The sequence below is a fragment of the Micromonospora sp. NPDC047134 genome (genome assembly GCF_040643455.1).
GTDB lineage: Bacteria > Actinomycetota > Actinomycetes > Mycobacteriales > Micromonosporaceae > Micromonospora.
This window is the reverse complement of the sequence record NZ_JBEYUI010000003.1, coordinates 417,871-442,472: the sequence shown is the minus strand read 5'-3', so window position 1 is coordinate 442,472 and position 24,602 is coordinate 417,871. Positions and strand designations below refer to the sequence as shown.

Below are 24,602 nucleotides of genomic sequence, written 5' to 3'. Positions count from 1 at the left end.
GCCCGGCCCTGATTCAGCGGATGGAGCCCACCAACTGCGGGCGTCCCCGCTGGTCGTGCAGGGCGAAGTCCCAGTCGTCGCCGGAGCGCTCGGCGTGGAAGGCGACCGTGCTGGGCAACGGCACCGGGAGCTTGAAGGCCACCTGCACCGTGTACGCCTGCGGCAGCCGGTTCTCCAGGGCGGCCAGGCACCGGGCCTTGCTCCACATGCCGTGCACGATCGGCCGGGGGAAACCGAACAGCCGGGCACCCAGCCGGGAGGTGTGGATCGGGTTGTGGTCCCCGGAGACCCGGGCGTACTCCGTACCGATGCGGGGTTCCACCCGCCAACGGGCGGAAGGGGCCAGCGGCGCGGGCCGCTCCGGCCGGTCGCGCCGCTCACCGCCGTCCGGGGTGCGCTGCCTCCCCAGGTACGTCGAGACTCCGCGCCACACCTCCTCCCCGTCGACCGACCCGACGAGTACGACATCCACCTGCCGCCCACGATCGTGGGGCCGCAGGTTCTCCGCCCAGGCGGTGAAGTCCAGCCGATCCGTCACGGTGACCGGCCGGTGCACCGTGATCAGGTTGCCGACGTGCACCACCCCGGTCAGCGGGATCGGGAACTCCGAGGCGGTGATCAGGCGCAGGGCCAGCGGGAAGCCCATGACGTGCGGGAAGGTCGCCGGCAGGGTGTCCGCCAACCGGAATCCGCACACCCGGTCGTAGTCGGCCAGGCGCTGCGGATCCACCGCCACCCCCTTGACCACCAGTTCCACCGCCGGCAGCTCCGCACCCCGCCGACCGCCCAGCCCCGGCACCACCCCCAGCAACGCCCGGCGGTACAGCGGCCCCGGCGCGGGCAGTTGGGACAGTTCCACCCGCTCCCGAGCCGCCGGCCCCACGACCGAGGCGGCGGCGCTGGTCAGATCCTGGGTGGCCGCCGCATCGTGGCCTGCACCGACGTGTGCGGCGGCGCTGGTCAGGTCCTGGGTGGCCGCCGCATCGCGGCCCTCACCGGCGAGCGCGGCGGCCAGCATCTCCCGGTTCAGGATCTCCGTGGGCCCGTCGATCAACTCCCCGACGGAAAGGTCGTCGGGTTCCTCGTGTGGACTGCGTCGGGCCATCACGCCCCCAGCAGGCTCTGGCCGCAGACCCGGACCACGTTGCCGCTGATCGCGCCGGAGGCCGGCCAGGCCAGCCAACCGATGGTCTCGGCCACGTCCACCGGCAGCCCGCCCTGGGCCAGACTGTTCATCCGCCGACCGGCCTCCCGCACCACCAGCGGAATCCGGGCGGTCAGCCGGGTCTCGATGAACCCGGGCGCCACCGCGTTCACACTGATCCCCCGCTCCCGCAGCACCGGGGCCAGCGAGTCGACCAGCCCGATCACCCCGGCCTTGCTGGTGGCGTAGTTGGTCTGACCCCGGTTGCCGGCGATCCCGGCGATCGAGGAGACCCCGACGATCCGCCCGCCGGCCGGAATCAGCTTCCGCTCCAGCAGCAGGTCGTTGATCCGCTCCTGGCTGGACAGGTTGACGTCGATGACCTGGTTCCAGCGGTCGGGGTCCATCCGACCCAGGGTCTTGTCCCGGGTGATGCCGGCGTTGTGCACCACCACATCCACCCGCCCGTGCCGACCGGCCAGGTATTCCGCCAGTCGGGTAGGCGCGTCCGGGGCGGTCAGGTCGAGCTGCACCGCGCTGCCGCCGATCTCGTTGGCCACCGCAGCCAACTCGTCCCCGGCCGCCGGGATGTCCAGGGCCAGCACGGTAGCCCCGTCGCGGGCCAGCACCCGGGCCAGGGCCGCACCGATCCCCCGGGCGGCCCCGGTGACCAGCACCACCTGCCCGTCGAGGGGGCGGTCCCAGTCCACCGGCGCGGTCGCCTGACCGGCACCGACCCGGATCACCTGACCCGAGACGTACGCCGAACGGCCGGAGAGCAGGAACCGCAGGGTCGCCTCCAGACTGGTCCAGGTGCCCTCGTCGGCCTCCCGGGTCACATGGACCAGTTGAGCGGTGGTGCCGCGGCCGAACTCCTTGCCGATGCTGCGGGTCAGCCCCTCCAGGGCCCGCTGGGCGGTCGCCTCGCGGGGGGTGGCGCACTCGCCCGGCGGAGTGCCCAACACGATCACCCGGCCGCTGGGCTGCACCGCCCGGGCCTGCGGGTGGAAGAAGTCGTAGAGCTGGCTCAGCCCGGTCGAGTCGGTGATGCCGGTGGCGTCGTAGACCAGGGCGGCGCTGTCCGGCGTACGGCCGGTCGTCGGATCGGGCACGGCGGTGGCCGGATCGCGCAGGGCCAGCCCGGCGGCGGCCAGGATCTTGCCGACCGGCTCGGCCAGGCGACCACCCGAGGCGCTGCCGAGCAGCACCGGCCCGGGGAGAATCGGCTCACCGGGGGCGTACCGGCGCAGCCGCGGCGGATCGGGCAGGCCGAGGCGCTTGACCAGCGCCCTACCGGCGCCCGACTGGACGAAGCTCGCGTACCTGTCGCTCATAGGCGTAGCCTACTGGTGAGTAAGGTGCGGGCAACACTTTCGAGGAGGCGGATAGTGCAGAACGTTCGACGGGTCGCGGTCATCGGCGGCAACCGCATCCCCTTCGCCCGCTCCAACTCCCGCTACGCCAGCGCCAGCAACTCCGACATGCTCGGCGCCGCCCTGGACGGCCTGATCGCCCGATTCGGCCTGGCCGGACAGCAGGTCGGCGAGGTGGTCGCCGGGGCGGTACTCAAGCACTCCAAGGACTTCAACCTCACCCGCGAGGTGGTGCTCGGCTCCAAGCTCGACCCGCGCACCCCGGCGTACGACATCCAGCAGGCCTGCGGCACCGGCCTGGAAGCCGCCATCCTGATCGCCAACAAGATCGCCCTGGGGCAGATCGAGGTGGGCATCGCCGGTGGGGTCGACACCACCTCGGACGCCCCGCTGGCCATCAACGAGGACCTGCGTCGCACCCTGCTCCAGCTGAACTCCGCCCGGACCATGGGCGAGCGCATGAAGGTCGCCGCGAAGCTGCGTCCGGGCCAGGCATTCAAGCCGGAGATCCCCCGCAACGCCGAGCCGCGTACCGGCCTGTCCATGGGGGAGCACACCGCACTGACGGCGCTGCGCTGGAACATCGAACGGCAGGCCCAGGACGAGCTCGCCCTGCGTTCCCACCAGCGACTGGCCGCCGCGTACGACCGGGGGTTCTTCGACGACCTGATGACCCCCTACCTGGGGCTGACCCGCGACCAGAACCTCCGCCCCGATACCACCCTGGAGAAGCTCGGCACCCTCAAGCCGGCCTTCGGTACCAAGGGTCCGGACGCCGACCGGGCCACCATGACCGCCGGGAACTCCTCCCCCCTGACCGACGGTGCCTCCACCGTGCTGCTGGCCAGCGAACAGTGGGCCGCCGAGCACAACCTGCCCGTACTGGCCTGGTTCTCCTGGTCCGAGACCGCCGCGGTCGACTTCGTACACGGTGACGAGGGACTGCTGATGGCACCCGCGTACGCGGTACCCCGACTGCTCGCCCGAGCCGGGTTGACCTTGCAGGACTTCGACTACTACGAGATCCACGAGGCGTTCGCCGCCCAGGTGCTGGCCACCCTGGCTGCCTGGGAGTCGAAGGAGTTCTGCGTCGAGCGGCTCGGCCTGGACGCCCCGCTGGGTGCGATCGACACCGACAAACTCAACGTCAACGGGTCCTCCCTGGCCGCCGGACACCCCTTCGCCGCCACCGGCGGACGGATCGTCGCCACCCTGGCCAAACTCCTAGACGAGAAGGGCAGCGGTCGCGGACTCATCTCGATCTGCGCCGCCGGCGGCCAGGGCGTCACCGCCATCCTGGAACGCTGACCGTCGGGTCAACTCGCCGCCGACCCGGTCGGATCATCCTCGCCCGGGTCGGGCAGCCAGCCCAGGAACCGCCCGTAGAGGTGCCCGGGCGGCACCTGGTGCAGATCCGACACCGCATCGACCAGCTGGGTGGCGAGGTAGACCGCGAGGGCTACCCGCTGGCCCGCGTACCGATCCAACAGCCGACGCCGCCGGTCGGGGCACGGCCACGGTCGCCCGCAGCCCGAGCAGTCCCAACTCGGCCGGGCGGGCACATGCGCGACCCAGGCGGGGGCGACACTGAGGCGTACGGCGTCGAGCCGGGCCAGCACCCGACGCTGCCGTGGGCCGCGCGGATCGCCGAGATCGACGCCGCGTAGGCGGACCCAGACCCCGTCGCTGTGCCGTTCCCGGCGGCCGATCTCCACGATCCGCATCGTGAGGGTGCCCAGGCCGTAGCAGTAATGCTGCTCGGGTACCTCCACCACCGCGCCGACCGGCAAGGGTGGCTCGCCCGGTCAGTCCCATCTCTCCCACTCCCGTCAGGCGAGGGGCGGGCGCACGGCATCGCCACCGGGCCGCAGGGGGAATTGCGGCCACAGGCGGGGGACTTGCCGGGCGGCGGACGTGCGCCCGCCCCGTCACGGACCGGTGCGGGCAGGCTCGACCCGACACCGGAGTACGACCGGGAGCAGCCACCATGGACACGCCACGCCCATCACCGGGTACGCGCGTCGAGCGCCTTCGGTGGTAGACAGAAGGGGAGTCGATCCCCGGGTGCGTCCAGCGTGACTGTTCCCTTCGACTCGTCTCGGACCGGGAGTGGGAGAGGCCGCCAAACCGCCCCACCCCGGTCCACTCTTCTTTGGCAACGGTGACGTCGCCATCACTGTACGTACAAGCAGCATGCATGCAGAGTGGCGTCTGTGCAAGCTTGCATTTTCCGCGTTTCTCGCTGACTCTGAAGTGGGAGCTGAGGAGGCGACATGGTGAAGGCGGCGACGCTACGCGCTCAATGGCTCGGCCAGCAGCTCCGGGAGATGCGCGAGTCAGCCGGGCTGACCCTCAAAGACGTGGGCGACTACATCAATCGCAACGCCTCGACCGTCAGTCGCCTTGAGTCCGGTGTCGTGGCGGCCCGGGTGCCCGAAGTGCTCGCCTACCTCGACATCTGCGGTGTGGACGATGGCCGGCGTCGCGCCGACCTGACCACCATGGCGAAGGATGTCTGGCAGAAGGGCTGGTGGGACGGCTTTGCGGCCGACGTTGTCGGCTCGCTGATCGACTGGATCTGGTTGGAGAGTCGGGCGACGGAGATCTACTCCTTCGACGTCGTCGTGCTCCCCGGCCTGCTGCAGACCAAGGCGTATGCCGAGGCGATCATCCGCGCGGTGGACATCGACGCCACCGAGGAGCAGATCAACCGCTATGTCGAGATCCGGCTCGCCCGTCAGCGCCGACTCGACGGTGATGAGCCGGTGAGGCTCTCCGTCGTCATCGACGAGGGCGCTCTCCGCAGAACCGTGGGCGGAGCCACCGTGATGCGGGAACAGCTGGAGCACTTGTCCACGATGGCCACGCGGAGTCACATCGAACTGCTGGTGTTGCCCTCCGCTGCGGGCGCGCATCCGAGCCCCGAGGGAGGCTTCAACGTCTTTCGGATGCGTCCGCCATATCCGCTCGCCGGGTGCGTCTGGACGCCTGCCGGCAGCCTCGTCGTCGAAGATGGCCTGGCGGAGTCGTTACTCCGGACCTACGATCGGCTGCGCGGGCTGGCTCTCCCCGCGCAGACAGGGCTCGCGCTCGTGTCTGACCTGATCGATCAGTTGGAGTAGACGGCGATGAGGCACACGGCGGCATCCGCGCTACTACTGCCGCCGGTGGCCTGGCATGTGAGCACGAGGAGCCCGAGCGGCGGCGGCAACTGTGTCGAGGCCGGGCCGATCCTCGATGGCAGTGGCCGGGTGGCCGTCCGCGACAGCAAAGATCGCACCGGTCCCGCCCTCGTCTATGCCTCCGACAGTTGGAACAGCTTCCTCTCGGCAGTTCGCAACGGCCCCCTTGATTGATGGTGCTCCCCCGGTGTGCGCGGAAACGCCGGTAGGTTCGAGATCTTTCTGAGTGCGGCTCTATTTGCAGGTCGCGAGCCGCTGCACCCGGTCTACGAAGCGGGTGAGGATCGCGTCGCTCGCCGTGGTCGGAAGCTATTGTTAGTCGTCTCTACTGTGGACCACAGCCTGCGCCCCGGAGCCACCGGCGGCGCGCTTCCAAGGAGTGGTCATGAGTGGTCAAGTCCTGCTCCGTACATCCATCGTCGTCCTGACCGTTGTCCTTGTGGTCAGCGGCTGCACTACCACCGGCACCAGCCCGGAGTCCGCCTCGACTGCGGCGGCGCCCAGCGCACCGGCAACCACTGATCCGACCGCAGCGTCTGACCCCACCTCCGCTTCCGATCCGACCCCCGATTCCGCGCCCACCGCAGGCGATGCGACCAAGGGTGGTTCGACCGGCGGCGGCTCCACCGGCAACAACTCGACCGGCGGCGGCTCGACCGGCGGGGGACAGTCCGGGACCAAGTCGGGCACCGGGCCGACCATCACCTATTTCCGGGTTGCCCAGAAGCCCTCCTGCCCGGCTGGGACGAACGTCAACCCGATCCCCGGCACGCCGGTCGTCCTGGAGTGGAAGGTCGGCAACGTCGACTCTGTCGCCCTCTCCGTCGACGGCCAGGGCGTGTACGCCGACAACTACCCGCCCACCGGCAGCGAAACCCTCACCTTTCCCTGTGAGGGGGCCGGGGGCGACGTGCAGCGGCACACCTACCAGCTGACCGTGCGCAACTCCCACGGCAAGCAGACGAAGACCCTGGTGGTGACCGCGACCGTGAATGAGGTGCCGGAGGTGTGATCCGGCCCCACGGCGACGTGATCCGTTTGCGCTAGCAGCTCGACAGGAACTACGACTCAGGTACGCGAGGCTCGACGCCACCCCGGATCCCGTCGCCAGTCGGTCCACGACGACGTTTCATTTTTGAAAGCGGTAAGGGCTGATGCAGAAAGCGAAGAGGGCCACCGGTTCGGGTGGCCCTCTTCGAGGTCTTAACCCCAGCGGTTTGGCCTGCCGACACGCGACTACCAGGGACCGCTCTGAAGGCACCGGGCCCGCCTCCACCGGGAACCGTCACTGCTGGTGAGGGGCGGTCGAGGGCTGGCTGGTGGGTGCCGGAGAATGGGCGGGTGACGACGATCCCGAACGTGCTCGCCAACCGGTACGCCTCGCCCGAACTGGTCGCCCTCTGGTCCCCGGAGGAGAAGATCCGCCTGGAGCGGCAACTCTGGCTCGCCGTGCTCAAGGCACAGCGCGACCTCGGTGTGGCTGTGCCCGACGGGGTGGTCGAGGCGTACGAGCGGGTGTTGGACGAGGTCGACCTGGACTCGATCGCGGCGCGGGAGCGGGTGACCCGCCACGACGTCAAGGCGCGGATCGAGGAGTTCAGTGCGCTGGCCGGGCACGAGCACGTGCACAAGGGCATGACCTCCCGGGATCTCACCGAGAACGTCGAGCAGCTTCAGGTACGCCGGTCGCTGGAGCTGATCCGGGATCGGGTGGTGGCGTCCCTGGCCCGGCTGGCCTGGCACGCCCACGAGTACTCCGAGGTGGTGATGGCCGGGCGGTCGCACAACGTCGCGGCGCAGGCCACCACGCTGGGCAAGCGCTTCGCGTCGGCCGCCGAGGAGCTGATCATCGCGTACGAGCGGCTGACCGACCTGATCGACCGCTACCCGCTGCGCGGGATCAAGGGCCCGGTGGGCACCGCCGCCGACCAGTTGGACCTCTTCGACGGCGACGCCGAGAAGGTGGCCGAGTTGGAGCGGCGGGTCGCCGAACACCTCGGCTTCAACCGGGTGTTGGACAGCGTGGGGCAGGTCTACCCGCGTTCGCTCGACTTCGACGTGCTCTCGGCGCTGGCGCAGACCGCTGCCGCGCCTTCGTCGCTGGCCACCACGATCCGGCTGATGGTTGGGCAGGAGTTGGCCACCGAGGGCTTCAAGCCGGGCCAGGTCGGCTCGAGCGCGATGCCGCACAAGATGAACACCCGTTCCTCGGAGCGGGTCAACGGCTTCGCGGTGATCATCCGGGGGTACCTGTCGATGGTCGGTGAGCTGGCCGGCGACCAGTGGAACGAGGGCGACGTCTCCTGCTCGGTGGTGCGTCGGGTGGCCCTGCCGGACGCCTTCTTCGCCGCCGACGGGCTGTTCCAGACCTTCCTCACCGTGCTGGACGAGTTCGGGGCCTACCCGGCGGTGATCAACCGGGAGTTGGAGCGGTTCCTGCCCTTCCTGGCCACCACGAAGATCCTGGTGGCGGCCGTCCGCCGAGGCGTCGGCCGGGAAACCGCCCACGAGGCGATCAAGGAGCATGCGGTCGCGGTGGCCCTGGCCATGCGGGAGAAGGGCAGCCCCGACAACGACCTCTTCGACCGCCTGGCCGCCGACTCCCGCCTGGGCCTGTCCCGCCCCGAGATCGACGCCCTGGTAGCCGACCGCGCCGCCTTCGTAGGCGCTGCCCCCGCCCAGATCCAGGCGGTGACCACCCGCATCTCCAAGATCGTCCAGTCCCACCCCCAAGCCGCCACCTACACCCCACCCCCCATCCTCTAACCACCCCCACCCCTCCCGCGCCCTGCCCCCGCACGCCCTCCGCCCTCGCCCGCCCCCGCCTCGCGCGCCGACGCGTCGGCGCGGACGGGGGTCGGTGGGCCGCGGGGGTCGCGGGCAAGGACCGCGGGCGGCAGGGCAGCGGCGTGGGCTAGCTGTCGCGGGTGGGGGTTTCGGCGGCGGTGCGGAGGTTGGGGGCGCTCGCGGGTTCGGCGATGCCGCCGGGAGTGTCGGCGAAGGCCGGGTCGGTGGCGGTTTCGGCGGCGATCAGCGGCTGGTCCGGGGGCATGACGTCGGGGACCTTGGGGGCCACGATGACGGCCGTGCCGTAGGCGCAGATCTCCATCCACATCTCGCCGCAGTCGCGGCTGTCGAACCGCATCCCCACCACGGCGTTCGCGCCGAGCCGGCGGGCCTCCTCGCCGAGTCGGGCCACCGAGTCGGTACGCCACCGGGTGAGGTTGTCCGGCGCCATCGGGTCGTACGCGCCACCTCGGAGATTCTTGACCCCTTCGCGGTACGGGTTGCGGGTCCTGGCCATCGAGGAGACCACCTCGCCGAGGATCTGGCGGATCTCGTAGCCGGGAAGTTGATCCGTCGTCACGACCAGCACGGTTTCGATGCTGTCAGGCGCCGACACCGAGCAACGTGAGCCTTGTTCACCTGCTCGGATGCTGAAAAACGACGCGGCGCGGACGGCGAGCGCGTAGCCCACCTTCCGCGCCGCTTCGGACGCTTTCCGTCAGACACCGGCCACGGAGGTGATCCAGGCCCGGTTGTACGCGACACTGCCGTAGTTCTGGATGCTCTGGCCGTCGGCGGTGGAGGCGACCCCGACCTGGGCGCCGTTGTAGAACTGCGGGCCGCCGGAGTCGCCCCGCCAGGCGTTGCCGTTGATCCGGGTGCTCCGGATCGCCTGCCCGCCGTACGCGTCGGTGACGCTGTTGCTGGTCACCCGGACGGACGCGGTCTTGAGCTGGGTGGAGGCCGAGCAGCCGCTGTAGCAGGTCATGCCCCAGCCGAAGATGGTGTTGGTCGAGTTGAGCGGCGGGTTGCTGTTGGCCAGCGTGACGTAGGTGGTGCTCACCGCGCTGGACAGGCGCATCAGGGCCAGGTCGTAGCGGCCGTAGGTGGCGCTGACCGTGCGGGTGACCCCGCCGGAGGTGCGGTTGACGCTGCCCACCCGGACGGACATGGTGCCGCCGAGGCAGTGCCGGGCGGTGAGTACCCACTGCGGGGCGATGATCGTGCCGGAGCAGGTGAACGAGCCGTTGCTGAGCACCGCTGCGGCCCACGGCGCGGAGGAGACGGTCCCGCCGCCGATGATGTACGGGCCGACGGGGGCGGCGACGGCGCCGGAGCTGGCGCCGAGCACGCCGGCCAGGGCTGTGGCGAGGACCGCGAGCAGGGATCGGATGCGCATCGGTAGGGCTCCTTCGGGGGTCGCGGGACCCGGGTTACCGGGTCGACCTGCGGCGACGGGTAGGGGGTGATCCGCCGCCGCTACGTCGATAAATCGACGTCTGACGATGTACCGTAGAGCCGGGTGAGGTGTTTCACAAGGGGTACATAGAAACAGAGTGATGTAACAGTCGGATTTCCCGAAATCGGCCCGCCCGGCCATCCCCCGTCCGACTTCCGACCGGCTCTGCCGAACTGTCGCCGATGATCCGTTACGCAACGCGCCGGGAGATCGGACAACAAAGCCGTATCGGGACAGCAACGAACCCGTATCGATCCTGAAAGGGCCGAGCGGGCGGCCACCGGCGCTGTCCGACGCCCCTCCCACCGGTGCGTCCGGTGCGACTCCTGCCAGGTAGGCTGGCTGCGCTCGCCCGTTGTGGGTCGGCACCCAACTGCGTACACAGTCAGGAGTGCCCAGTGCCTCGCGTCGTCGTCGACGTCATGCTCAAGCCCGAGATCCTCGATCCGCAGGGCCAGGCCGTCGCAAACGCGCTGCCCCGGCTCGGTGTCAACGATGTCGCCTCGGTGCGGATCGGTCGGCGCATCGAGATCGACTTCACCGGTGAACCGGACCTGGACCGGGCCCGGGAGATCGCCGACAAGCTGCTCGCCAACCCGGTCATCGAGGACTTCACCGTCCGCCTGGTCGAGGCCGACGAGCCTGCGGAAGCCCGGTCGTGACCGCGCGGGTCGGTGTGGTGACCTTCCCCGGCTCGCTCGACGACGGGGACGCCGCCCGGGCGGTCCGGATCGCCGGCGCCCAACCGGTACGTCTCTGGCACGGAGACCCGGAGCTGCACGGGGTGGACGCGGTCGTCCTGCCCGGCGGCTTCTCCTACGGTGACTACCTGCGCTGCGGGGCCATCGCCCGGTTCGCCCCGGTGATGGAGACCATCATCGACGCCGCCGCCGGTGGCCTGCCGGTGCTCGGCATCTGCAACGGCTTCCAGATCCTCTGCGAGGCCCACCTGCTGCCCGGGGCGCTCACCCGCAACCAGCACCTGCACTTCCGCAACCGCGACCAGATCCTGCGCATCGAGTCGGCCGGCACCGCTTGGACGAACGCCTTCCAGCCTGGCCAGGAGGTGCTGATCCCGGTCAAGAACGGTGAGGGTTGCTACGTCGCCGACCCCGCCACCCTGGACGCCCTCGAGGCCGAGGGCCGGGTGGTCGCCCGGTACGTCGGGGTCAACCCCAACGGCTCGCAGCGGGACATCGCGGCCATCACCAATTCGGCCGGCAACGTGGTCGGCATCATGCCGCACCCCGAGCACGCGGTGGAGGCCCTCACCGGCCCCTCCCTCGACGGCCTCGGCTTCTTCACCTCGGTGCTCAAGCACCTGGTGGGGGCGCCGGCGTGACCGTCCGCGTCGGGATCATCGGTCGGCTCACCCGCCCGCACGGCGGCGAGCGCAACGAGGAGAGGTCATGACTACGCATCCGGACCCGGTACGGGAGACCCCGGAGGCAGTCCCGGCCACGCCGGCACAGCCGGTCCAGCCATATCCGGCCGCCGCGCCGGTCCGGCACGCCTCCGGGCAGGCCGACTGGGCGGACCGGGTGGACACCGTGCCGCGCGCCGAGGGCACCCCGTCCGAACTCCAGCCGTACGCCGAACTGGGGCTCCGGGACGACGAGTACGACCGCATCCGGCACATCCTGGGCCGCCGGCCCACCCAGTCCGAGCTGGCGATGTACTCGATCATGTGGAGCGAGCACTGCTCCTACAAGTCCAGCAAGGTGCACCTGCGCCAGTTCGGTGAGAAGGCCCCGCCGAGTGACCGGCTGCTGGCCGGCATCGGGGAGAACGCCGGTGTGGTGCGGGTCTCCGACGAGCTGGCGGTGACCTTCAAGGTCGAGTCGCACAACCACCCGAGCTTCGTCGAGCCGTACCAGGGTGCGGCCACCGGGGTCGGCGGCATCGTCCGGGACATCCTCGCCATGGGCGCCCGTCCGGTAGCGGTGATGGACCCGCTGCGCTTCGGCGCGGCCGACCACCCCGACACCGCCCGGGTACTGCCCGGAGTGGTGGCCGGCGTCGGCGGGTACGGCAACTGCCTGGGCCTGCCCAACATCGGCGGCGAGGTGGTCTTCGACCCCTGCTACCAGGGAAACCCCCTGGTCAACGCCCTCTGCCTCGGCGTACTGCCGGTCAGCCGCCTGCAGAACAAGGCCGCGGTCGGCCCCGGCAATGTCGTGGTGCTGATGGGCGCCAAGACCGGGCGCGACGGCATCGGCGGCGTGTCGGTGCTGGCCAGCGCAACCTTCTCCGAGGGCAGCGAGCAGCGTCGCCCCTCCGTGCAGGTCGGTGACCCCTTCATCGAGAAGCTGCTGATCGAGGCATGCCTGGAGCTGTACGACGCCGAACTGGTCGCCGGCATCCAGGACCTCGGCGGGGCCGGGCTGACCTGCGCCCTCACCGAGACCGCCGCGGCGGCCGGCACCGGCATGCGGGTCTGGCTGGAGCGGGTGCCGCTGCGCGAGCCCTCGATGGACCCGCACGAGATCCTGGCCAGCGAGTCCCAGGAGCGGATGCTGCTGGTCGTCGAGCCGGCCAAGCTCGAAACCGTCCTCAAGACCTGTGAGAAGTGGGGGGTGCTGGCCACCGCCATCGGTGAGGTCACCGCTCCGGAGCCGGACGGCCAGCCGGGTCGACTGCTCATCACCTGGCGGGACCAGCTGGTGGTCGACGTGCCGCCAGGTTCGCTGGTGGACGACGGCCCGGTCTACGCCCGCCCGATGCGGGAGCCGGCCGACCTGATCCTGCTCCAGGCCGACCGGGCCGAGACCCTGCCCCGGCCCAGCGACCCGGACGCGCTGCGGGAGACCGTGCTGCGCATGATCGCCTCGCCGAACCTGTGCGACAAGACCTGGGTCACCGAGCAGTACGACCGCTACGTGCTGGGCAACACCGTGCTCGCCCAGCCGGAGGACTCCGGCGTGATCCGGATCGACGAGCGGACCGGCCTGGGAGTGGCCCTGTCGGTCGACGGCAACGGCCGGTACGCCCGCCTCGACCCGTACCACGGCGCCAAGCTGGCCCTGGCTGAGGCGTACCGCAACGTGGTGGTCACCGGGGCCACCCCGATCGCGGTCACGGACTGCCTGAACTTCGGCTCCCCGGAGGACCCGGGCGTGATGTGGCAGTTCGCCGAGGCGGTACGCGGCCTCGCCGACGGCTGCGCCGAGCTGGGCATCCCGGTCACCGGCGGAAACGTCAGCTTCTACAACCAGACCGGGGCGGCGGCCATTCACCCGACCCCGGTCGTCGGGGTGCTCGGCGTCCTGGAGAACGTCGCCGAGCGGGTGGCGATGGGCTTCGTCCCGCGGCCCAGCGGCGACCACGACCAGCTCTTCCTGCTCGGCGAGACCCATGTGGAGCTCTCCGGCTCGGAATGGGCCTGGGTGACCCACCAGCACCTCGGTGGCGTACCCCCGCATGTCGACCTGGCCCGGGAGAAGCAGCTCGGTGAGCTGCTGGCCGCCGCCGCCCGAGTCGGTCACCTCAGCTCGGCGCACGACCTCTCCGACGGAGGTCTCGCGCAGAGCCTGGTGGAGTCCTGCCTGCGGCACGGCGTCGGCGCCCGGATCGCGGTGCCGGAGCGTTTCGAGGGCAACTCCATGCCCTTCGTCTTCCTGTTCAGCGAGTCCGCCGGCCGGGTGCTGGTCTCGGTGCCCCGGGGCCACGAGAAGGCGTTCACCGCCCTCTGCACGGACTACGGCGTGCCGTGGGAACCGATCGGGGTCACCGACCCCTCCGCCGGTGCGCTTGAGGTGCTCGGCCAGTTCCGGATCGGCCTGGACGAGCTGCGCGAGGCGCACAGCGCCACCCTGCCGGCCCTGTTCGGCGGGGTCACCCCGGTCGAGTCGGCCCCGGACGCCGCGGTCGAGGCCGCGCCGGTGGTCGAGTCTGCCCCGGTGAGCGAGGCCGAGGCCGGGGCGACCGCCGAGGGCGAGCAGGCCGGCGTGGCGGCGCCTTCGGAGGAGGACCCCGAGTCGTCCGCACCAGAGGCGGCGGGTGCCGAACCGGCCGTCGAGCAGGTCGAGCGGGCGGCACCGCCGGTCCGCCGGGCGACCGGTGAGGGTGACCCCACCGCCGAGGCGCCGGGAACGCAGCCGACCGCCGACGAACGCTGAGGTGTCGGCCGGGCCCGACCTGACCCAGTCCGGTTCCGGGTCCCGGTTCGACTGGGGCCTGGCCGGGGCGGCCGAACTAGGCCGGGTCTGTGCCGTGCTGGTGGTGGTGGACGTGTTGTCGTTCACCACCACCGTCGAGGTGGCGGTCGGGCGCGGTACTGGCTGCTGAGCCAGGGGTACGGCTCGACGACCGCACCGATCGGGGTGATCGCGGCCGGGGAACGCTGGCCGGACGGCTCGCTGCGCCCGGCGGTGGAGGATCAACTCGGTGCGGCGAGCGTGCTCGATGCGCTGTCCTGTCTCCGGCCGTGAACTGATCGACGCCGGCTTCGCCGAGGATGTCGAGATCGCCGTACGCCTAGCGAGGACGTCTTCGCCCTCGCGGCTGCAACACCAGACTGGACGCGCCAGGGAGGACGACGGGCGGCTGCGGCAGATGATGCCCGCCGTCACCGCTCCATCGTCCTCCTAAAGCGTCGCTTCAGTCGTCCAGCCAGTCGAGCCGGCGTCCGCCGCGCTCTCCCGGGCCGGCTTCCGGCCGGGCACGGCCGGCCTGTGCCGGATCGGCGCCGTAGCCAGCGCCCTGCTCGTAGCCGCTGTCGTAGCTCTCGCGCTGGCGCGGCGGCTGCTCCTGGCCGTACCCGCCGCCCTGCTCGTAGCCGCTGCCGTAGCCACCGCGCTGCTGCGGCTGCTCCTGGCCGTAGCCACCGCCCTGGCCGTAGCCGCCGTAGCGACTGGCGTCGTCGTACCCGCCGGGCTGGCCGTAGCCCTCCGCCGGTTGTCCGTACCCGCCGGGCTGCGCCGGGTAGCCGCCGGTCGGCTCGGCCTGGCCGTACCCGCCGGCAGGCTCACCCCGGCCGTAGCTGGTGGGTTCGCTCTTGCCATACCCGGTGGGCTCGCTCGGGCCGTAGCTGGTGGGCTCGCCCTGGCCGTAGCTGATGGGGGGGCTGGAGGCGTATCCGCCTGCCGGCCCAGCCTGGCCGTACCCGCCGGTCGGCTCACTCTGGCCGTACCCGCTGGTGGCTGCGCTGCCGTAACCACCGGTCGGCTCGCCCCGGCCGTAGTCCGGCTCCGTCGAACCGTAGGCGCTGGTCGACCCGGCCTGGCCGTAGCCGGGCTGGTCGGCCTGGCCGTACCCGCTCGTGGGCTCGGTCCGGCCGTATCCGCCGGTCGGCTCGCTCTTGCCGTAGCCACCGGACTCACCCCGGCCGTATCCGCCGGTCTCCCCACGGCCGTAGCCGGTGGGTTCGCTCTGGCCGTAACCCTGGCCCGCGTCCTGCTCGTACAGGCCGGTCGCGTAGGGGTCGGCGGGCGCGGGGTAACGGGTCTCGTCGCCGGTGTAACGGCCGGTCGGCTCGTCGTACCGCTCGCCGTAGCCGGCAGCGCCACCGCCAGCCGGGGGGTAGTCCGCCCCGGCACCGCCGGCACCGTAGTCACGGCCGCCATACCCGGCACCCGAGGACGGGGTGCTGCCGTAACCGGGGGTGCCGTAGCCGGCGGGCTCGTCGCCGTAGCGACCGCCCGACCAGGCCTGGCCGGCTCCGCCCGCAGCGCCGTAGGGCTGTGCGGGTGCGCCGTACGGGTCCGGGGGAACGTCGTCGACCACCGGCTGGTGCATCATCGTCGGCGCGTTGCTGATCCCGGCACCGGCGACCATGGTCGGGTCGGGCGTGGCGCCGACCCGGTTGACTACGCGGGTCTGGTCGTCCGCGCTGACGAAGTTGCCTCGGGCCGCCGGAACAGCGCCAGCGGGGGCGGCGGCGGGGGCGTCCCCGTCGACGTCGCCGTCCTCCTTGCGCCTCATCCACAGCAGCACGATCGTGCCGACACCGACGGCAACGAACAGACCGCCGAGCAGCACCAGCAGCCAACTGCCGAAGCCACCGGAGTCCTCGTTGCCGGCCTGGGCCGGTGGGGCCGCAGACTCGCCGGGGGGAGTCTCCTCATCCTCGGCGAACTCGTCGTCGAAGGGGTCCTCCGTCGGCACTGCGGACTCGCTGGCCGACGGGGTGGGACTCGGACTGTTCGACGCCTGGATAGCCAGGGTGATCCGCTGTCCGGTGACGCTCTGACCGGCGTTCGCCGTGAAGCTCACGACCTCCCGGACGCTGTTCGAGCTGGCACCGATATCGATCCGGCCCGGCGCGATGGGGCGGTCGTTGCTGCCGGTGAAGCGGAAGTTGCCGTCGGAGTTCGTGTTGGTCTCGTACTGCTTACCGGCGCTGTCCTTGAGCAGGACGTATGCGTTCGCCACCCCGTCACCGGCCTGGTTGACCACCTTGCCGGAGATCGACCGGACCGTCTGCGGCGCCTGAGTGGTCGGCGGCGGCGGGGGAGCAGCGACCATCGTCACGTTTGTCGAGGCCTCGGCATCCTGCCGAATCACACCCTGAGCCTCAACGGCCTTGACGGTGATCGTGGCCGACCCATTGGTGGCGTCGTTTGCGAGTTGGAAGGTGGCTTCGAGAGTGCCAGCTGAGTCAACGCGCCTGCGCTCGCAGCCGTCGACGCACCTCAGCTTTCCGTTGTTCGAGCTGACGGTGATGTCCACCGGGACTACGTCGTCACTGAAGCCCAGCGAGTAACGCACGGTGGTGGTCTTACCTGCTTCAACGGCGCTCGGAGATGCCGAGACGTTGTTGACGCTCGGGGCGGCGAGGGCGGGTGTGGCGGGGACCGCGAGCAGGGCACCCACAATCAGCGCCACGACCACACCGGCCCGCGTTTGCCAGGCTCGTCGGTGTGTTGACACGTCCACCGCCTTCCGGACTGATCTTCCCTGGCTGGCGGGTGCCAGGCCTGGGGAACATCACGGTACGAATACGCCGTCGGCAACTATGCCTTGTCGGGGCGGATCGGCGCGACCCAGGGCCAGCGTGAAGCGTGGCGGGGCGAGGCCGTATCGTCCCGTCGTGTCCTCTCCGTGCGATAAGTCCGCCGCAGTCGCGGCGGTGATGGTGGCGCTCGATGAGGGCCGCACACCTGAACGGTCGGTCTTCCGTGCGGCGGTAAGGGCCTTATTGACCACCCTTGCGGATCGTGCCCCCGGCCGATCGGTGGAGGTGCGCGTCCCACCTTACGGTGCAGTTCAGTGCGTTCCGGGTCCGCGACACACCCGCGGTACACCTCCGAACACGGTCGAGATGGATCCGCAAACCTGGCTCGAGTTGGCCACCGGACGACTCGACTGGGCCCAAGCGGTCACGGAGGGTCGCGTACGGGCGAGTGGTGCTCGCGCGGACCTCTCCCCGTACCTGCCCCTCGAACTGGAGTGACGCATGTTGCCGCTGACCTTTAGCGGTGACAACGTGACTGTATGTGGCGACTTGGATTCGCGTACACTGTCAGGCGACGACAGTGTGGTCCCGGCCAATCAGCGGAGCAGGCCCTTTGGGGTTCCGCCAGGCCAGTCCAGACCAGCAAGAGGGAGCGGTAGGTGCCCCGAGGCGACGGCCGGCTGAGCCACGACCTTGATCCCCAACGACCTGGCCCCCAGGACGCCTGTGGCGTCTTCGGCGTCTGGGCGCCGGAGGAAGAGGTCGCCAATCTCACCTACTTCGGGCTGTACGCACTACAGCACCGAGGGCAGGAGGCGGCCGGGATAGCGGTCAGCGACGGCTCCGGCGTGGTGGTCTACAAGGATCTCGGCCTGGTGGCCCAGGTCTTCGACGAGCCGACCCTGGCCAGCCTGCGCGGGCATCTCGCGATCGGGCACACCCGCTACTCCACGACGGGTGGTTCCACCTGGGAGAACGCCCAGCCGACCATCCGGGCCACCAGCGCCGGCACCACGATCGCCCTGGCGCACAACGGCAACCTGGTCAACACCGCCGAGTTGCAGCGTGAGGCGGCCGAGCGGGGCCTGAGCGCGGACGGGTCGACCAACGACACCTCCCTGGTCACCATGCTGCTGGCCAGTCGACCGGATCTCTCCGTGGAGGCGGCGGCCCTGGAGGTCCTGCCCCGGCTGCGCGGCGCGTTCAGCTTCGTCTTCATGGACGAGAGCACCCTCTACGCCGCCCGCGACCAGCACGGCGTACGCCCCCTGGTGCTCGGCCGGTTGGAGCGGGGCTGGGTGGTGGCCAGCGAGACGGCGGCGTTGGACATCGTGGGTGCCAGCGTGGTCCGTGAGGTCGAGCCCGGCGAGCTGATCGCGATCGACGCCGAGGGGCTGCGGTCCACCCGGTTCGCCGTCCCCGAGCCCAAGGGCTGCCTCTTCGAGTACGTCTACATCGCCCGTCCGGACGCCACCATCGCCGGTCGCAACGTGCACGCGGCCCGGGTGCAGATCGGCCGGCAGTTGGCCAAGGAACACCCGGTAGAGGCCGACCTGGTCATCCCGGTTCCGGAGTCGGGCACCCCGGCGGCGATCGGCTACGCCGAGGAGTCCGGCATCACCTACGGCGCCGGCCTGATGAAGAACCCGTACGTCGGACGCACCTTCATCCAGCCGTCGCAGACCCTGCGCCAGCTGGGCATCCGACTCAAGCTCAACCCGCTTCGGCAGAACGTACGCGGCAAGCGCCTGGTCGTGGTCGACGACTCCATCGTCCGGGGCAACACCCAGCGGGCGATCGTCCGGATGTTGCGCGAGGCCGGCGCCCTGGAGGTGCACGTCCGCATCTCCTCTCCGCCGGTGTCCTGGCCCTGCTTCTACGGCATCGACTTCGCCACCCGGGCCGAGTTGCTGGCCAACGGCCTGGACAACGAGGGCATCCGGCGTTCCATCGGTGCCGACACCCTGGGTTACGTCTCACTGTCCGGCCTGATCGCCGCGACCGAGCAGCCCAAGACCCGTCTGTGCCGGGCCTGTTTCGACGGGGAGTATCCGATCGAACTTCCCGTCGGCAACCTGATCGGCAAGCACGTTCTAGAAGGAATCGGCCGTCGCGTCGCCCACAACTCGGACGACACCGACTCCGTCGAGCAAACCGTCCCTCCGCTCGTCGCCGCTGCGGGGGCCGACGACGATCTCAGCCGGGCACGCCGTACCTCGCGCTCCGACCTGAAGATGTCGGCCACCACAAACCGCCCGTAGCATCGCCCGGTTGCGGTCGGTCACCGTCGACCAGCAGCCGAGAACCACAAAGGGGAGAACCGTGACGCACGTGTCCGAGCGCAGCGGCGCAGGAAGCAGCCCGACCGGCGCTGGCGGCGACCGCCAGCCCTGGACTGCCGGCACCGGCCGTCAGGCTCGCAAACGTTCGGTCTCGTACGCGGACGCCGGTGTGTCGATCGAGGCGGGTGACCGCGCCGTCGAGCTGCTGAAGTCCAAGGTCAAGCAGACTCGCCGGCCGGAGGTGATGGGCGACCTCGGTGGTTTCGCCGGTCTGTTCCGGCTCGACACCACCAAATACAAGAACCCGATCCTGGCCTCCTCCACCGACGGGGTCGGCACCAAGCTGGTGATCGCCCAGCAGATGAACATCCACGACACGGTCGGCATCGACCTGGTCGCGATGGTCGTCGACGATCTCGTCGCCTGCGGCGCCGAGCCGCTGTTCCTGCTCGACTACATCGCCACCGGCGAGGTCGTGCCGGACAGGGTCGCCGAGATCGGCGCCGGCATCGCCGACGGCTGCCGCTACGCGGGCTGCGCACTGCTCGGTGGCGAGACCGCCGAGCACCCGGGCGTGCTGCGTCCGGACGAGTACGACATCTCCGCCACCGGTGTCGGGGTGGTGGAGGAGAGCGAGATCCTCAGCCCTGCGCGGGTCGAGGTGGGCGACGTGGTGATCGCGATGCGCTCGTCCGGTCTGCACTCGAACGGCTACTCCCTGGTCCGGCACGTGCTGCTCGGCGCGGGGCGGATGCGGTTGGACGTGGTGATCGACGACTTCGGTCGGCAGCGCACCCTGGGCGAGGAGCTGCTCACCCCCACCAAGATCTACGCTCAGGACTGCCTCAAGCTGATCGCCGAGGCCGAGGTGCGGGCGCTGGCCCACGTCACCGGCGGCGGCATCCCCGGCAACCTGGTGCGGATCCTGCCCGAGCACGTGGACGCGGTGGTCGACCGCTCCACCTGGCGCCCGCAGCCGATCTTCGACCTGATCCAGTCCAAGGGGCGGATCGAGGACCCGGAGATGGAGTCGACCTTCAACATGGGGGTCGGCATGTTCGCGATCGTCTCGGCCGAGGATGCCGACCGGGCCCTGGCCACCCTCACCGGCCGGGGGGTCGACGCCTGGCAGGTGGGCGAGGTCATCGAGGGCACCGGCGAGGTGAAGATGGTCGGCCAGCACACCCGCGGCTGAGGTGATCCGATCTTCCGGGCGCCTGGTCCGGGGTTCACCCGAGCAGCCGTCGCGGCCTAGCCTGTAGGGCACCCTCAACGCTGCGGGGCATGACCTGCCGGGGTGTCCCGGCAGCCTTCTACCGCTACGAGGAGGGCGATGGCTGCACGGGGACGACCGATACCCGGGATGCGCGGGCTGACCGCCGTCCCGTCGTACGTCGTGATGCAGCCCACCACCCTCTGCAACCTGGACTGCGCCTACTGCTATCTGCCCCTGCGGGCGGTCGACCGGCGGATGCCGGTCGAGGTGGCGCAGGCGGTGGCCGCCTCGGTGAACCCCTGGGCAGCGGAGGCCCGGTTCTCCGTGGTCTGGCACGGGGGTGAGCCGCTGGCCGCCGGTCGTGAGCAGTTGGCCGCGCTGATGGCACCCTTCGGCCCGGAGGTGGAGCACCACGTCCAGACCAACGCCACCTTGATCGACGACGCCTGGTGCGAGTTCTTCGTGACCCATCGCATGCGGGTCAGCGTCAGCGTGGACGGTCCCCGGGAGCGCAACACCGAGCGGGTCACCCGCTCCGGTCGGCCCGCGTACGACCGGATCGTCCGTGGGGTGGCGGCCCTGCGCCGGCACGGCCTGCCGTTCTCGGCGCTGGCGGTGGTGAACGACCCGGCCCCCGGCCGGGCGGCGGAGCTGTACGACTACTGCCTCGACCTCGGCTGTGAGGTGCTCGGGGTGAACATCGAGGAGACCGAGGGAGTCAACACCCGGGACAACGCCCACGATCCGGCCCTGGTGACCGGGTTCTGGGCCGAGTTGGTGGCCGCCTGGCGCCGGCAGCCGCGGATCCATCTGCGGGAGGTCGAGTGGTCGCTGCGGTACGCCGCCGCGGTGCTGGACGACACCGCGGATGATCTGCTGCCTCGGCGGCTGGACCCGATCCCGACGATCGCGTACGACGGCTCGGTGGTGGTGCTCTCGCCCGAACTGGCCGGCTTCACCGATCCGCGGTACGGCGATTTCAGCAGCGGAAACGTGCTCCGCACCCCGCTGCACACGATCCTCGAGGAGGCCACCGAGCGGACGGCCTGGGTCGGGGAGTTCCTGACCGGGGTGGAGGCCTGCCGCTCCTCCTGCCCCTACTTCGGATTCTGTGGCGGGGGCCACGCGGCCAACCGGTACTTCGAGCTGGGGCGTTTTGACGGTACGGAGACCGAGCACTGCCGCAACAGCAAGATCCGCTTACTGGAGGGAGTGTTGGAGCATGCCCGAAACCACCAGCCGTCGGGAACCTGAGCCAGCGACCGGAGAGGATTGCGACCAGGTCGGCGCCAAGGTGCGGGAGGCCGCTGCCGGGCTCACCGCTCTCCTGCACGAGGCCGATGCCGCGCGACGGTCACGGGCGGAGGTGGCAGGTGGTGACGGCGCCAGCGCGGTCTGCGCCTGGAACCACTTCGAGAACATCCCGACGTTCTACAACTGGAACAACCGGCCACGATGAGCCGACCGGGCTGATTCAAGGGCCTGCCACGCTACCGGATTCTGGTCCGGGCATGGCAGGCCCTTGAGTCGTCGGGTGTTGCGCCGCCTTGGCGGGCACATACGTGAGCACGCGGGGAGTTACCGCGTGCTCAGATGCGACCAGGGGTCAGCGGGTCGGACGGACCCACTTGTCCGGGCCGTCCTCGGTATGGTCCTCGTCTTCGTCGACGTACTCGTTGTAGTCGTCGTCGAAGTTGCGGTCCGACTTGCCGCCGCCGCCGAGTTCTCGCTGCAAGGCGGCGAGGTCGGTGTTCGGGGAGTGATACTTCAACTCCCGGGCCACCTTTGTCTGCTTGGCCTTAGCACGGCCGCGCCCCATGGCTCGACCCCCTCGCACAGAATGCGGGGCAGCCCGAAGGCGGGCCCCGATGACGTCAGGCATCTCTCGTGGCTCTTACGGTACATGGGGATGCCACCGTTCGGCACCTCGGGTTACCGTCGACCGCCCCCGCGCGTTGCGGCCGGTGGTCGTCACCCATTGTACCCGGTAAGGAGCGATGCCGGGAACGGTCGTGACAGGGGGCGAACCTGGCGAATGCGTCGTGTTCCCAGCGTAACCGGGATCGACCGGCCGGGGTGGGCGGGATCGGCCCACCCGCCCCTACCGGGAGAGTCGTCAGCGCAGGTGGATGGCGCGCAGTCGGCCGATCTCGGCCATCCGCCGCTCGGCCAACCGGTCGGCCGCCACCGCGGGCGGAACGCCCTCGTCGTCGGCGAGCCGCAGGATCTGCCGGGTGGTGTCGTAGATCCGGGTGGCGCGCAGCTTGGCTCGCTCGAAGTCGAAGCCCTCGATCTCGTCCGCGACCTGGATCACACCACCGGCGTTCACCACGTAATCGGGGGCGTAGAGGATGCCCCGGTCGGCCAGCAGCTTCTCGACTCCCGGGTGGGCCAGCTGGTTGTTGGCCGCACCGGTGATCACCTTGGCACGCAGGGCCGGCACGGTGTCGTCGTTCAGCGCACCACCGAGGGCGCACGGGGCGTACACGTCGATGTCGGCCGCTACCAGCGCGGAGACGTCGTCCAGCAGCGAGACCTGGGGGTGGGTGGTGCGGGCCCACTCCAGGGCCTGCGGGCTGACATCGGTGGCCACCACCTCGGCGCCGTCCTCGATGAGGTGCCCGACCAGGTACTTGCCGACCTTGCCCAGACCGGCCACACCGACCCGCTTGCCGTGCAGGGTCGGCACCCCCCAGACGTGCTCGGCCGCGGCCCGCATGCCCTGGAAGACACCCCAGGCGGTGAGGATGGAGGAGTCACCGGCTCCGCCGTGCTCCACACTGCGACCGGTGACGTAGCGGGTCTCGCGGGCGATCACGTCCATGTCCGGCACGTAGGTGCCCACGTCGCAGGCGGTGTAGTAGCGCCCGCCCAGGGACTCCACGAAGCGGCCGTACGCCCGCAGCAGCGCCTCGGTCTTGATCTGCGCCGGGTCACCCCAGATGACCGCCTTGCCGCCGCCCAGGTCCAGACCGGCCAGGGCGTTCTTGTACGCCATGCCGCGAGACAGATCGAGGACGTCCGCCAGGGCCGCCTCTTCGCTGTCGTACGGGTAGAAGCGGGTGCCACCGAGGGCGGGGCCCAGCGCGGTGGAGTAGATGCCGATGATCGCCTTGAGGCCGGTCTGCTTGTCCTGGCAGAACACGACCTGCTCGTGGCCGGTGGATTCCGGATCGTCGGTGCTGGCGAATACGCCCATGGCTGACTCCTGTGTCGGCGGGCGCCCTCGTAGGACGCGGACCTGGTCTACGCCGGCGGGGATGCTGCCGGTGCTGCGAAGCCTAGTATCGACCTGGCCCGGGATGCCCTCGCCAGTCGGCCGTCCCGTCCAGCGGGCACCCACCGGTGCAGGCCACGGTGACGCCGAGCAACGCTCGGCTTGCGATTCGTGGGAGGATCGCGCCGTGCCGTCGCTCTTCGCTTCATACCTGCGCGTGTACGAGCCGTTGACCGCCTTCGACCGGGACCGCCAGGCGTACTGGCGCCGCTATGTCGAACAGGGGCGGGCAGTGGCGCCCGTGGAGGGGCCGGGCCGACAACGGACCTCGGTGATCGAGGCGCTCGGCGCCGGCTGGACCCGGCTGCCCGATCTGCCCGAGGAGGCCTACGTCCTGGAGGCCGACGAGGGGCTGCTGGTGTGCCCGTGGAACCTGCGGATCCGGGTGGCCGAGGCGGCGTTGAGCGCCCGGGACGGAGTGCCGCCGGTGCTGGCGGACGCCTTCGTCCCACCCGTGCTGGCCGGGCAGGCCAAGGCCGTGGTGGAGGACTGGCGCAGCGGTGCCCGGGTGCTGGAGCGGGGGGTGCCCCGGGTGCACGAGCAGATCGCCACCTGGGGGGTGCCGCTGCGCTGGTTCGTGCTGTTCGACCCCGAGGAGCGGCAGCACGTCACCGCCCCGGATCGCCGGGCCCTGCGGTTCCGTACGGAGATCTCCAAGGCTCGGCGGCGCTCCTCCCGGGCGCTATCCGTGCTGCGCAAGTCGGTAGGGGACGCCCCGATCACCGAGGCGGTCGAGGAGGCGGCCCGGTGGCTGGAGGAGTTCCACCCGCGCTCCGTGGTCGAGCTGGACTACGGCGGCCTGGTGGACCTGCTCTCGGACGAGACCCTGGCCGACGACGATTCGCCGGAACTGGTCGCGGCGGGACTGGCCGGGCTGTCCGAGGGCGAGGCCGAGGAGGCCTCGGCGGCGTACGACAAATTGGTCGCTCGGTGGCGTGCCGTGCAACTTCTGGAGCGGTGTAACTAGTCCGACATTGTCCGAGCAAC

22 protein-coding genes and 1 pseudogene are annotated in these 24,602 nt (G+C 70.6%); 15 read left to right on the top strand and 8 right to left on the bottom strand.

Translation table 11 applies throughout. From position 1 onward, the window contains the following. Nucleotides 1–13: 13 nt before the first annotated feature. Together ABZ795_RS07270 and ABZ795_RS07265 are read right to left on the bottom strand one after the other, a co-directional pair. Complete coding sequence (locus tag ABZ795_RS07270) at nt 14–1,105, bottom strand: MaoC/PaaZ C-terminal domain-containing protein (RefSeq protein ID WP_357529640.1); 1,092 nt, start codon at nt 1,103–1,105, stop codon at nt 14–16. Beyond that, nucleotides 1,105–2,478 carry a 3-oxoacyl-ACP reductase gene (locus tag ABZ795_RS07265; RefSeq protein WP_357529638.1) on the bottom strand — a complete coding sequence of 458 codons (1,374 nt, stop codon included), beginning with the start codon at nt 2,476–2,478 and terminating at the stop codon, nt 1,105–1,107. The genes ABZ795_RS07270 and ABZ795_RS07265 overlap by 1 nt, the downstream gene beginning before the upstream one ends. Nucleotides 2,479–2,532: 54 nt before the next feature. Between ABZ795_RS07265 and ABZ795_RS07260 the strand changes: the two genes are divergently transcribed. After that, the gene (locus tag ABZ795_RS07260; RefSeq protein ID WP_357529637.1) at nt 2,533–3,825 is read left to right on the top strand and encodes an acetyl-CoA C-acetyltransferase; all 1,293 of its coding nucleotides are present in this window, start codon (nt 2,533–2,535) and stop codon (nt 3,823–3,825) included. 8 nt (nt 3,826–3,833) lie between these two features. On the opposite strand, the gene ABZ795_RS07255 is transcribed toward ABZ795_RS07260, so the two are convergent. Beyond that, nucleotides 3,834–4,292 carry a hypothetical protein gene (locus ABZ795_RS07255; protein WP_357529635.1) on the bottom strand — a complete coding sequence of 153 codons (459 nt, stop codon included), beginning with the start codon at nt 4,290–4,292 and terminating at the stop codon, nt 3,834–3,836. Nucleotides 4,293–4,790: 498 nt separating this feature from the next. On the opposite strand from ABZ795_RS07255, the gene ABZ795_RS07250 reads away from it, so the two are divergent. The 4 genes from ABZ795_RS07250 to purB all read left to right on the top strand — a co-directional run bounded on the left by ABZ795_RS07250 (nt 4,791) and on the right by purB (nt 8,465). Continuing rightward, nucleotides 4,791–5,639, top strand: coding sequence for a helix-turn-helix transcriptional regulator (locus ABZ795_RS07250; RefSeq protein ID WP_357529633.1), 849 nt, complete (start codon nt 4,791–4,793; stop codon nt 5,637–5,639). Nucleotides 5,640–5,645: 6 nt separating this feature from the next. Then, entirely contained in the window at nt 5,646–5,873 is a 228-nt protein-coding gene (locus ABZ795_RS07245; RefSeq protein ID WP_327023365.1) for a DUF397 domain-containing protein, read from the top strand. 211 nt (nt 5,874–6,084) lie between these two features. Then, on the top strand, nt 6,085–6,711 hold the full coding sequence (locus ABZ795_RS07240) for a hypothetical protein (RefSeq protein WP_357529631.1): 627 nt from the start codon (nt 6,085–6,087) through the stop codon (nt 6,709–6,711). A 329-nt stretch (nt 6,712–7,040) separates the two neighbouring features. After that, nucleotides 7,041–8,465, top strand: a complete 1,425-nt coding sequence (gene purB, locus ABZ795_RS07235) for an adenylosuccinate lyase (protein WP_357529629.1) — start codon at nt 7,041–7,043, stop codon at nt 8,463–8,465. 148 nt (nt 8,466–8,613) lie between these two features. Here purB and ABZ795_RS07230 read toward each other — a convergent pair whose 3' ends face one another. Both ABZ795_RS07230 and ABZ795_RS07225 read right to left on the bottom strand, forming a co-directional pair. Continuing rightward, on the bottom strand, nt 8,614–9,177 hold the full coding sequence (locus ABZ795_RS07230) for a YbjQ family protein (RefSeq protein ID WP_357529627.1): 564 nt from the start codon (nt 9,175–9,177) through the stop codon (nt 8,614–8,616). Between the two features lie 27 nt (nt 9,178–9,204). After that, on the bottom strand, nt 9,205–9,885 hold the full coding sequence (locus ABZ795_RS07225; protein ID WP_327023361.1) for a trypsin-like serine protease: 681 nt from the start codon (nt 9,883–9,885) through the stop codon (nt 9,205–9,207). 458 nt (nt 9,886–10,343) lie between these two features. Here ABZ795_RS07225 and purS point away from each other — a divergent pair, with 458 nt between their 5' ends. From purS to ABZ795_RS07205, 4 genes and pseudogenes are all read left to right on the top strand, one after another. Next, the gene (gene purS, locus ABZ795_RS07220) at nt 10,344–10,607 is read left to right on the top strand and encodes a phosphoribosylformylglycinamidine synthase subunit PurS (RefSeq protein ID WP_203999093.1); all 264 of its coding nucleotides are present in this window, start codon (nt 10,344–10,346) and stop codon (nt 10,605–10,607) included. Beyond that, entirely contained in the window at nt 10,604–11,287 is a 684-nt protein-coding gene (purQ, locus tag ABZ795_RS07215) for a phosphoribosylformylglycinamidine synthase subunit PurQ (protein ID WP_327023360.1), read from the top strand. Before purS ends, purQ begins: the two co-directional genes overlap by 4 nt. Nucleotides 11,288–11,354: 67 nt before the next feature. Then, the gene (gene purL / locus ABZ795_RS07210; RefSeq protein ID WP_357529624.1) at nt 11,355–14,063 is read left to right on the top strand and encodes a phosphoribosylformylglycinamidine synthase subunit PurL; all 2,709 of its coding nucleotides are present in this window, start codon (nt 11,355–11,357) and stop codon (nt 14,061–14,063) included. A 19-nt stretch (nt 14,064–14,082) separates the two neighbouring features. After that, nucleotides 14,083–14,535 (top strand): annotated as a pseudogene (locus ABZ795_RS07205) (hypothetical protein). Between the two features lie 9 nt (nt 14,536–14,544). Here the strand turns inward: ABZ795_RS07205 and ABZ795_RS07200 are convergent. Next, the gene (locus ABZ795_RS07200; protein ID WP_357529622.1) at nt 14,545–16,770 is read right to left on the bottom strand and encodes a carboxypeptidase regulatory-like domain-containing protein; all 2,226 of its coding nucleotides are present in this window, start codon (nt 16,768–16,770) and stop codon (nt 14,545–14,547) included. Between the two features lie 205 nt (nt 16,771–16,975). Here ABZ795_RS07200 and ABZ795_RS07195 point away from each other — a divergent pair, with 205 nt between their 5' ends. The 5 genes from ABZ795_RS07195 to amcA all read left to right on the top strand — a co-directional run bounded on the left by ABZ795_RS07195 (nt 16,976) and on the right by amcA (nt 21,797). Further along, nucleotides 16,976–17,338, top strand: coding sequence for a sterol carrier family protein (locus tag ABZ795_RS07195; protein WP_357529620.1), 363 nt, complete (start codon nt 16,976–16,978; stop codon nt 17,336–17,338). A gap of 161 nt (nt 17,339–17,499) precedes the next feature. Further along, nucleotides 17,500–19,101, top strand: a complete 1,602-nt coding sequence (gene purF, locus ABZ795_RS07190) for an amidophosphoribosyltransferase (protein WP_357529618.1) — start codon at nt 17,500–17,502, stop codon at nt 19,099–19,101. 61 nt (nt 19,102–19,162) lie between these two features. After that, nucleotides 19,163–20,317, top strand: coding sequence for a phosphoribosylformylglycinamidine cyclo-ligase (gene purM, locus ABZ795_RS07185; protein ID WP_327023355.1), 1,155 nt, complete (start codon nt 19,163–19,165; stop codon nt 20,315–20,317). A gap of 168 nt (nt 20,318–20,485) precedes the next feature. Then, nucleotides 20,486–21,592, top strand: a complete 1,107-nt coding sequence (gene amcB / locus ABZ795_RS07180; protein ID WP_357529688.1) for a cyclophane-forming radical SAM peptide maturase AmcB — start codon at nt 20,486–20,488, stop codon at nt 21,590–21,592. Beyond that, nucleotides 21,561–21,797, top strand: a complete 237-nt coding sequence (gene amcA / locus ABZ795_RS07175) for a multiple cyclophane-containing RiPP AmcA (protein ID WP_327023354.1) — start codon at nt 21,561–21,563, stop codon at nt 21,795–21,797. Before amcB ends, amcA begins: the two co-directional genes overlap by 32 nt. Before the next feature lie 147 nt (nt 21,798–21,944). On the opposite strand, the gene ABZ795_RS07170 is transcribed toward amcA, so the two are convergent. Together ABZ795_RS07170 and ABZ795_RS07165 are read right to left on the bottom strand one after the other, a co-directional pair. Further along, complete coding sequence (locus tag ABZ795_RS07170) at nt 21,945–22,157, bottom strand: DUF3073 domain-containing protein (protein WP_357529615.1); 213 nt, start codon at nt 22,155–22,157, stop codon at nt 21,945–21,947. 297 nt (nt 22,158–22,454) lie between these two features. Then, nucleotides 22,455–23,537 carry a Glu/Leu/Phe/Val dehydrogenase gene (locus tag ABZ795_RS07165; protein WP_357529613.1) on the bottom strand — a complete coding sequence of 361 codons (1,083 nt, stop codon included), beginning with the start codon at nt 23,535–23,537 and terminating at the stop codon, nt 22,455–22,457. 205 nt (nt 23,538–23,742) lie between these two features. Between ABZ795_RS07165 and ABZ795_RS07160 the strand changes: the two genes are divergently transcribed. Continuing rightward, complete coding sequence (locus ABZ795_RS07160; protein WP_357529611.1) at nt 23,743–24,582, top strand: hypothetical protein; 840 nt, start codon at nt 23,743–23,745, stop codon at nt 24,580–24,582. Nucleotides 24,583–24,602 lie beyond the last annotated feature (20 nt).